The organism is Serratia sp. M24T3 (assembly GCF_000257645.1).
In the GTDB taxonomy this organism is placed as follows: Bacteria; Pseudomonadota; Gammaproteobacteria; order Enterobacterales; family Enterobacteriaceae; genus Rouxiella.
In genome coordinates, this window is record NZ_AJHJ01000061.1 from 1 (window position 1) to 8,666 (window position 8,666).

Here is an 8,666-nt window from a genome sequence, read left to right on the forward strand (position 1 = left end):
TACTGTCAGTATGAGTCATTCTCCTATTGGGTTGGCTGTCATCGTTCCCGCCACCACTACCGCCTGGTGGCCTGCCTCCACCCCAACCTCCTGGAGGAACTCCGTTATTCCATCCATTCCATTGTGGATTTAAACTGCTAGCCCTTCCGCTTGTCCAACTTGCTCTGTTATTGCCGCCATCACCACCAGTGCCAGATAACAAACCTCCAGAAATGACCGGTGGTATACCCCCGCCGCCAGAGTTCCCTAATCGTAATGGGGTTACCGGAGGGAGACTGCTTCTTACAACCTCTCCGTCATAGGTACGTCCATTATTTACGATGTACCCTGCTGGCCCTGAGCTCTGGCGGGGCATATATTGACCATTCAATGCCCCGCCGACCATTGCACCGCCAGCGAAATATGGCAGCATTCCACCCGACGATCGCGAAACCTCTTGATTAGCCTTTGCAACATCTCGTGAATTGTTAGCGGCAGACTTCATAGCATCTGCGTATGCAGTAGCACCCTTGGTTGCGCTAGAGAATTGGTTATTCATAGCGCTATTCATGCCTTTAAAAGCCCTTTGGGCTTCATTGGCTGCAGCAGTGATAGCCTTGATGTTTTTAGCCATCTGAATGAATCGTTTATTCAGCTTAACAGCGTCGTTACTTATCATCATCAGATTGCGTGAGATTTGGTCATCCATAGCTAGCCTGACAGCAACGCTATAAGCCTGAATATTCATGAAAACCCCATTTTTAGGCAATAAAAAACCCAACTCGATGGTTGGGTTGCTTGGGTATTTAAATCTTGCTTATTTATCATCCCATTGAACTTTTTTGACGATAAATTTTGTTTCATAATCGTCTTTATTTACAACCCCATAAAAAACTCCTAAACAGAGGGTTGTTTGGCAGCCGGAAATAAGCTTTTTGCGATCTTCCCTTGGCAGATTATCCATATTTGCACTAATTGGATTCATGTCCATTGTTCCAGATTTCAGAAAATACGTCCCAGCAAAAGACTGGACATAGGCTGCTACTGAAAATTTATGGCCATTTAATTTTTCAAAATCCACTTTCAAATCATTGATGTCAATCGCTGGATATTCAGAAGTTGATTTTTTTGTTTCGCTTTCACTTTTTACAATGTCATCACGAATTTTATCGTAACAGGCCAGTCTTTGCTGGTCATTATCCATAACTACACATTTTGAAAAAGATTCTGTGAAGTCTTCTGCTTCTGCTTTTGCGGTTAGCGGCAGAATCAATAATGCAGCAAAAATATAACTCTTCATCCCGATCCCCATCAGTTTAAGTTTTCTGATATTAGCACCGGCGATGAGCAATGCAAAAAACCCACAGTTAAGAGGGTTTGGTTTGTTGGCTTTTAATTACCGCATGATTGCTCTTTCAACTCGCTCTATCCTATGACGCACCACTAGATGATGTTGTAAGGAAGCAACTGGAAAAGGGCAGCTTCTACCTCGTAATGTAGTGGCACACTGAATTTGGCCACCTGAACAGAGGTGATATGCTCACCTCAGAACAACACAGGTGCACCAATGAAAAGAAGAAATTTTAGTCCTGAATTCAAACGTGAGTCCGCTCAGCTGGTTGTCGACCAAAATTACACCGTTTCTGACGCAGCTAAGGCTATGGATGTGGGTCTTTCCACGATGACTAAATGGGTAAAACAGCTGCGTGATGAACGACAGGGCAAAATGCCAAAAGCCTCTTCTATCACACCGGAACAAATCGAAATACGTGAGCTCAGGAAGAATTTCGATGCGCTTAAATCAGCCAATTCACTGAATTTTAGGCATAAAAAAAGACGTCAGTTGACGTCTATTTACTTCTAAACCCTACAGGGTTGGATATAAACATCCATCCAACTGTATTTAAACAATAAATAAATACACTAACTTACAACATACCCCCAAAGATACCCCCAAATGTTTTTGTGTGACTCTTTTTACGGTATTTTTCACCGTGCTGGAAGCATAAAAATTATCGCCGATAACTTTTTCACTTTCTTAATGTAGGATAGATGTATCCCACAATAAGGAATCAGCTAACCATGCGAATGACAGCCCGCAAAAAAGAGATACTCAGCTACTTTGAGCCAGACAACCTCGAATGGGTGACTGGTGAAGTTGGTGCGCCGCCGTTCGACGTATCTGGCATGGCCTATTGGGTTCAGGGCTTGGACTCCTTCGACTCAAGGCATCATCTGGAATCTACCCGGCGCACGCTGGAGGCTATGGTTCGTGATGGCATCTTAGAAAAGACAACCAGCTATGAACAGCGTCAGGATAAAACTCAGTCAGGTGCTGGTGGCGGTATCTGGTGTAATGTATCTCGCTATGGTTTACCTGGCACTGGATTGGTCATGCGTGACACTGGCGGCAAGCTTGCGGCTATTGATGGGATATCTGTTCGGGTTAACGAGTAATAATCCACTTGTAAGACATCCTCATTACAGGACACCCTTACCGGAACCTTTTCTCTCTATATAAGCAAAAAGGTGTTGGTTCAGTTGGTTCAGTTGGTTCAATTTGTAAAGATGATTGTTTTTATTGGTTTATTTTTCAAAAAGTGAACCAACATGGTACCCCGCTGAACCAACACTAAGTGCTTCTGAACCAACTTTGTGAATCATTATTCTGGGTATTCTCATAAAATTGCTTATCTATAACAATAATGATGTTCTTATATGCTAAGTTGACCGGCAGCTTTGAGCGAAGAGCGGACGCCCGCATAGCGTAAACAGGCGTCCGATATTTTGAAGTGGGCAGATTACTTAACCCGCTTCCCCGTTTCGTCAATGACCCTCTCCCCATCCTCTTTGGTAAACGCTCCTTTCTGACCTTCCGGTAGAATATCCAACACTATTTCTGAAGGGCGGCAAAGACGAGTGCCAAGCGGCGTAACGACTACCGGCCGATTAATCAGGATCGGATGTTGAAGCATGAAATCAATCAACTGCTCATCACTAAATTTCTCTTCATCAGGACCCAGGTGTTCATAAGGCTCAACATTCTTACGCAGTAATGCACGCACCGTAATTCCCATATCTGAAATAAGTTTAATCAGCTCATCACGGGTCGGTGGCGTATCGAGATAATAAATTATCGTCGGTTCGTTGCCGCTATTACGGATCATCTCCAGCGTGTTGCGTGAAGTGCCGCAGGCAGGGTTGTGATAGATGGTAATGTTGCTCATATCTGTATCTCATTACAAAGTGATGGAGAGCCGCAACGCCAGCGCGGCCAGAGTGACAAACAGCACGGGCAGAGTCATGATAATGCCGGTGCGGAAGTAATATCCCCAGGTAATCGTTATATTTCTCTGGGCAAGCACATGCAGCCAAAGTAGGGTTGCCAGACTGCCAATCGGGGTGATTTTCGGGCCTAAATCGCAGCCAATCACGTTGGCATAAATCATTGCCTCTCTGACGACGCCAGTCGCCGTACTCCCGTCAATCGACAGCGCGCCAATCAGCACCGTCGGCATATTGTTCATCACCGACGACAGAAACGCGGTCAGGAAGCCGGTGCCGAACGTTGCTGCCCATAACCCCTTTTCTGCCAGCAGGTTTAGCACGCCAGACAGATACTCCGTGAGCCCTGCATTGCGCAGGCCATAGACCACCAGGTACATACCCAGCGAAAAAATAACGATCTGCCATGGCGCACCGCGCAGGACTTTTCCGGTGTTGATGGCATGACCTCTTTTCGCCACTATAAACAGTACTGCTGCGCCAGCAGCCGCTATCGCACTGACCGGGATCCCCAGAGGCTCCAGAACAAAGAAACCGACAAGCAGCAATAACAGGACAATCCAGCCCGCCCTGAACGTTGCCGGATCCTTTATCACACTCGCAGGCGTCTTCAGCAGCGAAACGTCATACGTCGCCGGAATGTCCCTGCGGAAGAAGAAATGCAGCATGACCAGCGTGGCCGCAATCGCTGCCACATCTACGGGGATCATAACGGAGGCATACTGCGTAAAGCCCAGACCGAAAAAGTCCGACGAGACGATATTCACCAGGTTAGAAACAATGAGCGGCAGGCTGGCCGTATCTGCTATAAATCCTGCGGCCATCACAAAGGCCAGCGTTGTGCCCTTGCTGAATCCCATTGCAAGCAACATCGCAATCACGATTGGCGTCAGGATCAGCGCGGCGCCGTCATTGGCGAACAAAGCAGCAACAGCGGCACCGAGCAACACTATCCAGGTGAACAGCAGGCGGCCTCGTCCATTACCCCGGCGGGAGACGTGCAGTGCGGCCCACTCAAAGAAGCCGGACTCATCGAGCAGCAGGCTGATGATAATGACCGCAATAAATGCCGCTGTCGCGTTCCAGACGATATTCCAGACAACGGGAATATCAGCGATATGGATGACACCGGTTACTAGCGCCAGCACAGCCCCGATACTCGCGCTCCAGCCAATACTCAGGCCTCTGGGTTGCCAGATCACCAGTACCAGCGTCAGTAAAAATATACTCCCTGCCAAAAGCATCTCAGACTCCGTTATATATGATTATGTAAATGTGTTTTTCTTTCTCAGCAGGAGGTGCAGGCTGATTTATCCAGCCATTCACGCACATCCTCCCGCATACACTGCCAGGACGTCGTGATTGTCTCAGCTGCCCATGCCGGTATATGGGGTGACAGACGATAGTGGATCCATTTGCCTTCACGACGGTCCAGAACCAGCCCAGCCTCGCGAAGGATAGCCATATGTCGCGAGATTTTGGGCTGCGATTCGGAAATGGCCGCGCAGATATCGCAGACGCACAGTTCTCCTGACTCCCGGAGAAGCATGACGATGGCGAGCCGTGTTTCATCCGACAGGATTTTGAAAAGCTGAACAGGTTGTAGCATTTTTCACTCCGTTCCCTTTAGAATATACATATGTTAACTCATATATGTTATATTTAAAATCATCAGCTCTCTCCGGAGGAGAAAAATGGAAAAATTTCCTGCCCTGAATACTGAATGCTTTGACCAACACATCGCTGAACGCCTGAATCTGCAGGAGCCGCCACGGATTCTGATCCTGTATGGCTCAGTAAGAGAGCGCTCCTACAGCCGCTTTGCCGCGGAAGAAGCTGGTCGCCTGCTGACGGCGATGGGCGCGGAGGTAAAACTCTTTAACCCCTCCGGTTTACCCCTGCCGGATGATGCGCCGGACACGCATCCTAAAGTCACCGAGCTGCGCGGTCTGGCCAGATGGTGTGACGGGATGGTGTGGAGTTCTCCGGAACGGCACGGGGCTATGAGCGCAGTTATGAAGGCGCAGATTGACTGGATACCATTAAGTGAAGGCGCGGTTCGTCCTTCGCAGGGCAAAACACTTGCGGTAATGCAGGTCTGCGGCGGTTCACAGTCATTCAATGCAGTGAACCAGATGCGTATTCTGGGCCGCTGGATGCGGATGTTTACGATCCCCAACCAGTCCTCCGTAGCCAAGGCATGGCAAGAGTTCGACGAAAACGGACGAATGAAACCTTCGTCATGGTATGACCGCATCGTCGATGTAGCCGAGGAGCTGTTTAAAATCACGCTGCTGCTTAAGGGACAAACCGGTTATCTTGCGGATCGTTACAGCGAGCGAAAAGAGAGCCATCAGGAGCTTTCATCCCGTGTCAATCAGGACAAAATATAACGTCTGTTCTTCGTTAATTCATACTGCATGAGCTTAACAACGTCCGCTATTGGCACTAAGCTGCCGAACAGCGTAACGTGCCCAGGAGTCTAATGCTTGGCAGCCACATGTTAAACCTGCGCTAAAGTTACTTCGTTACGCAAGCCTCATCACCTTTACAACACCTCCATGCTAATCAGCCTTTGACCCAGATGTGGCGGGGCTTGGTGCGTGTAATGCCTTTTAAAACTGTAAAAGTAAATAAAAGTAAATAAAAGTAAAAACGCTCTAAGCTGATAGTTTATGTTTGACGAGGCAATGAAGATAAACCCTCATCAAGGCCCTACGTTATTTTCGCATCTTAAATACGTCCGACTTTGTCAAACATTTTTGCCAATATTACCGCATGGCATCGTAATAAGTTCGCAGGCTAAAAAGTGGCTTTTTGGTGCGAACCTCTGTGCGAACCAGCAGCATTAATTCAGCTTCGGCACAGGCCTACGCATGCTAAGGGAGAGTGAATAATGGCGGGCATTGCTGATAGGCGAGCAGCTAAAGAATGATAAGCGATTGATATTGTTACAGAGGACATTTTTGTCCTCATGAAACCTCAATACTTACAGGCTGCCCCTCTTGAGTTTGATATAAAACTCAACTTTGAGCTTTGCTACAAAAACAATGACTTGCAGAACGGTAAGCCTCAAAGTTTATGCAACCGCAGCCACAATCTGCTTTCCCAAATCATCTGTATAACATCGTTATACAATGCTATTATGTGCTTATTATACTGTGGCTAAAGAGGTGGTTGAGTGAGTAAATCCAACCTGGTGGCATTTAGAGTCCCTGCTGAATTGCAGGATGCTTTCAGTGAAGCTGTAGAGGCTGCTGGTGGCGATAAGTCAGCCTGGCTGGTAGATGCTATACGCAGCAAACTAAACCGCCCTACAGCTCAGGCTGATGTTCGTATGCTGGCACTGGTGGAACGCATGGAAACAGCCGCGGCGGCCCTCGTGATTGGCAAGCAAGGCATTCCCCCACACCCATACAATGAATCAGCAGTTCTCAGGATAGTGGCTGACACCATCAGTGCAGGTTTTGATAATGGCCGCATTATCGCTGAACGGCTCAATGAAGCTGGCTATCAAACGAGAGCAGGGAAAGCGTGGGATAAGGATATCTACAGTGCGTGGAAGCGTCAGGGTAGCCAGGCAGATAAGATCAACGCTGCGCTTGAATGACAGCCAGCTTTCTTGCCCGGCGAATATCCCCACGATGTTCCATGCGAACATTAGCAATAACTTCTGCGCTGGCCTCAATCAGTATCCGCTCAGAGATAGCCTTTCCGGTGGATACCAGAGTGGATACCTCACGTTTGGATACCAAAGAATCGGCCCTAGCTTTTATCTTTGCCTTAAGGTCTCGCTCCAAGCCGTCGCGCTTTGCTCGCTTGTTAATAGCGCCGTGTGTTATGCCATGCTGAGAAGCAATCTCCCTCACTGATAGCAAGCCAGCTCGGTATGCCGATTCGATGACCTCCCAATTTGGTTTGGTCATAATTCCTCTGGATTAATTTCTAATTATTTGAGAGTTTATTTTTTGTTCAAACGAGAAAATAAATAACAACCTCATGTGGAGATTAGTCATGGCTGATTTTGGTCCTTCAGATATAAAAAGAGCTTTACAGGAATTTCCTACTCTCTGGCGGATGCTGGAATTGTATGAAGGTAGCTTGCAGCGAGACTTGGAGTCTATTGTCACATTAAAAACTGTATTTTCACTTGAGAACAAAGGTGGAAAAATACATATAGTTTTCAATGGATTAAATTTTAAAGTTACCGGCAGCAGCCGCGTTGTTCTATCTGGCAGCACCCCATTCATGCTTCTTTCTTTTGATTATGAAGAAAAGGATGAATTGAATCCCCTTCTCAAAATATTCATCGCCTCTAACGGTAGCGCAAGCGTCGGGAGTTTTGATAGTACAGACATAATCACACTTGAAGATGTGCACATGAGCGCTGGCGCTAAAATATTTGATAAGTTAGCTAAGGCCGCATATTACGGCGGTCATATTTCTGCATAAATCATTATCAGAGCCGCTGGGAAAGTTAGTGGCTCTTGTAATGGCTTACAGGTGCTTGTCTTTCAGCGCGACCAGCTTAGCAGGACCTTCCGAGAGAAGACTCACCTCTCCCTATAGTCATCACCGGCAGCGAGGCACTGAGGAGATAATTGCCATAGCTGTTGTCGAGTATCTAAGGTACAAAAAATCGCACCATTACTTCTTAGTAAATAAGATGGAAAATAAGCCCCATTCTTATCGTGGCCTATAGTTGATACCATAGGCATACCTTTATAAACCCCTTCGAAGGTTCCATCGTGTAGGAAGCTTTCAGTCCAGGACAAAGGATTGCTGACACCACCCCATTTTATTGCATGTACTGCGCCAGCCTGAGCCCACGCATCAGCAGAGTAATAAAGGGTATTTGTGGCAGTATCAAAATAATTAATAATTATATTTTCAACAGAGTCTTCTGGTTTATCAGGTAGCTTGCCAGGTTTGTTGTGAAAAATGTCAATTACCTTTGTTTCCTGATTGTCATCAGAAAGAAGCAAAATCCTGCCTGCATAGTTTTTTTGGCTGTAAATACTGACAAGAAATACATTACTGTCTCCATTTATCATGGAAAATGCTCCTGTAATCTTATCGTCAGGATACTTTTTCAACTTATTGGTTATATCCACACCGTCAAGACATATAGCCTCAGGTGATGAGTAATAAGGTATGCTTTTCTCTTCTGTATTCTGAGGAGCAGTTATACCTGAAATGTTTGCACAGAGGTTGGCACATGACAGAGTTGGAAGCATGCCGAGGCAAACTGCCAATAATTTTATTCTCATTGAAATCCTATAGTTAAGCTAGAAAGATATTCAACAAGTAAAACATAAGCTATGGCTTAGAAGTTAGTATTTATGAGCTATTTGATCTTTGTGGGAGCTTTATAAATCGCCATTGATGCTAGGACTAAGAAA

At 46.4% G+C, this 8,666-nt stretch carries 9 protein-coding genes and 4 pseudogenes; 6 read left to right on the plus strand and 7 right to left on the minus strand.

The genetic code is table 11. From position 1 onward, the window contains the following. Nucleotides 1-727 (minus strand): annotated as a pseudogene (locus SPM24T3_RS25330) (hypothetical protein); the annotation flags it as partial. A 69-nt stretch (nt 728-796) separates the two neighbouring features. Then, the gene (locus SPM24T3_RS23625) at nt 797-1,279 is read right to left on the minus strand and encodes a hypothetical protein (protein ID WP_009639369.1); all 483 of its coding nucleotides are present in this window, start codon (nt 1,277-1,279) and stop codon (nt 797-799) included. Nucleotides 1,280-1,546: 267 nt separating this feature from the next. Between SPM24T3_RS23625 and SPM24T3_RS23630 the strand changes: the two are divergent. Together SPM24T3_RS23630 and SPM24T3_RS23635 are read left to right on the plus strand one after the other, a co-directional pair. Further along, nucleotides 1,547-1,795 (plus strand): annotated as a pseudogene (locus SPM24T3_RS23630) (transposase); the annotation flags it as partial. Nucleotides 1,796-2,061: 266 nt separating this feature from the next. Further along, nucleotides 2,062-2,436: a hypothetical protein gene (locus tag SPM24T3_RS23635; RefSeq protein WP_009639371.1), complete on the plus strand. Its 375-nt coding sequence runs from the start codon at nt 2,062-2,064 to the stop codon at nt 2,434-2,436. 344 nt (nt 2,437-2,780) lie between these two features. Here the strand turns inward: SPM24T3_RS23635 and arsC are convergent, their stop codons facing one another. From arsC to SPM24T3_RS23650, 3 genes are read right to left on the minus strand one after another with little or no spacing between them, the layout of a single operon-like run. Then, the gene (gene arsC / locus SPM24T3_RS23640) at nt 2,781-3,206 is read right to left on the minus strand and encodes a glutaredoxin-dependent arsenate reductase (RefSeq protein ID WP_009639372.1); all 426 of its coding nucleotides are present in this window, start codon (nt 3,204-3,206) and stop codon (nt 2,781-2,783) included. 12 nt (nt 3,207-3,218) lie between these two features. Next, nucleotides 3,219-4,508, minus strand: coding sequence for an arsenic transporter (locus SPM24T3_RS23645; protein ID WP_009639373.1), 1,290 nt, complete (start codon nt 4,506-4,508; stop codon nt 3,219-3,221). Nucleotides 4,509-4,552: 44 nt separating this feature from the next. Beyond that, nucleotides 4,553-4,873 carry a transcriptional regulator gene (locus SPM24T3_RS23650; protein ID WP_009639374.1) on the minus strand — a complete coding sequence of 107 codons (321 nt, stop codon included), beginning with the start codon at nt 4,871-4,873 and terminating at the stop codon, nt 4,553-4,555. 85 nt (nt 4,874-4,958) lie between these two features. On the opposite strand from SPM24T3_RS23650, the gene arsH reads away from it, so the two are divergent. From arsH to SPM24T3_RS23660, 3 genes and pseudogenes are all read left to right on the plus strand, one after another. After that, nucleotides 4,959-5,657: an arsenical resistance protein ArsH gene (gene arsH / locus SPM24T3_RS23655; protein ID WP_009639375.1), complete on the plus strand. Its 699-nt coding sequence runs from the start codon at nt 4,959-4,961 to the stop codon at nt 5,655-5,657. 608 nt (nt 5,658-6,265) lie between these two features. Continuing rightward, a pseudogene (locus SPM24T3_RS26205) lies at nt 6,266-6,340 on the plus strand (Rha family transcriptional regulator); the annotation flags it as partial. 105 nt (nt 6,341-6,445) lie between these two features. Then, the gene (locus SPM24T3_RS23660) at nt 6,446-6,874 is read left to right on the plus strand and encodes a hypothetical protein (RefSeq protein WP_037379736.1); all 429 of its coding nucleotides are present in this window, start codon (nt 6,446-6,448) and stop codon (nt 6,872-6,874) included. A gap of 4 nt (nt 6,875-6,878) precedes the next feature. On the opposite strand, the pseudogene SPM24T3_RS23665 reads toward SPM24T3_RS23660, so the two are convergent. Continuing rightward, nucleotides 6,879-7,190, minus strand: a pseudogene (locus SPM24T3_RS23665) (hypothetical protein); the annotation flags it as partial. 88 nt (nt 7,191-7,278) lie between these two features. Here SPM24T3_RS23665 and SPM24T3_RS23670 point away from each other — a divergent pair. Then, on the plus strand, nt 7,279-7,716 hold the full coding sequence (locus tag SPM24T3_RS23670) for a hypothetical protein (RefSeq protein ID WP_009639378.1): 438 nt from the start codon (nt 7,279-7,281) through the stop codon (nt 7,714-7,716). A 101-nt stretch (nt 7,717-7,817) separates the two neighbouring features. Here SPM24T3_RS23670 and SPM24T3_RS23675 read toward each other — a convergent pair whose 3' ends face one another. Beyond that, on the minus strand, nt 7,818-8,534 hold the full coding sequence (locus SPM24T3_RS23675; RefSeq protein WP_037379738.1) for a hypothetical protein: 717 nt from the start codon (nt 8,532-8,534) through the stop codon (nt 7,818-7,820). Nucleotides 8,535-8,666 lie beyond the last annotated feature (132 nt).

What these genes read in the sequence shown, in the direction of transcription:
- SPM24T3_RS23625 (WP_009639369.1), bottom strand. Translation starts at nt 1,279, where the DNA reads ATGAAGAGTTATATTTTTGCTGCATTATTGATTCTGCCGCTAACCGCA.
- SPM24T3_RS23645 (WP_009639373.1), bottom strand. Translation starts at nt 4,508, where the DNA reads ATGCTTTTGGCAGGGAGTATATTTTTACTGACGCTGGTACTGGTGATC.
- arsH (WP_009639375.1), top strand. Translation starts at nt 4,959, where the DNA reads ATGGAAAAATTTCCTGCCCTGAATACTGAATGCTTTGACCAACACATC.
- SPM24T3_RS23675 (WP_037379738.1), bottom strand. Translation starts at nt 8,534, where the DNA reads ATGAGAATAAAATTATTGGCAGTTTGCCTCGGCATGCTTCCAACTCTG.
- arsC (WP_009639372.1), bottom strand. Translation starts at nt 3,206, where the DNA reads ATGAGCAACATTACCATCTATCACAACCCTGCCTGCGGCACTTCACGC.
- SPM24T3_RS23650 (WP_009639374.1), bottom strand. Translation starts at nt 4,873, where the DNA reads ATGCTACAACCTGTTCAGCTTTTCAAAATCCTGTCGGATGAAACACGG.
- SPM24T3_RS23670 (WP_009639378.1), top strand. Translation starts at nt 7,279, where the DNA reads ATGGCTGATTTTGGTCCTTCAGATATAAAAAGAGCTTTACAGGAATTT.
- SPM24T3_RS23635 (WP_009639371.1), top strand. Translation starts at nt 2,062, where the DNA reads ATGCGAATGACAGCCCGCAAAAAAGAGATACTCAGCTACTTTGAGCCA.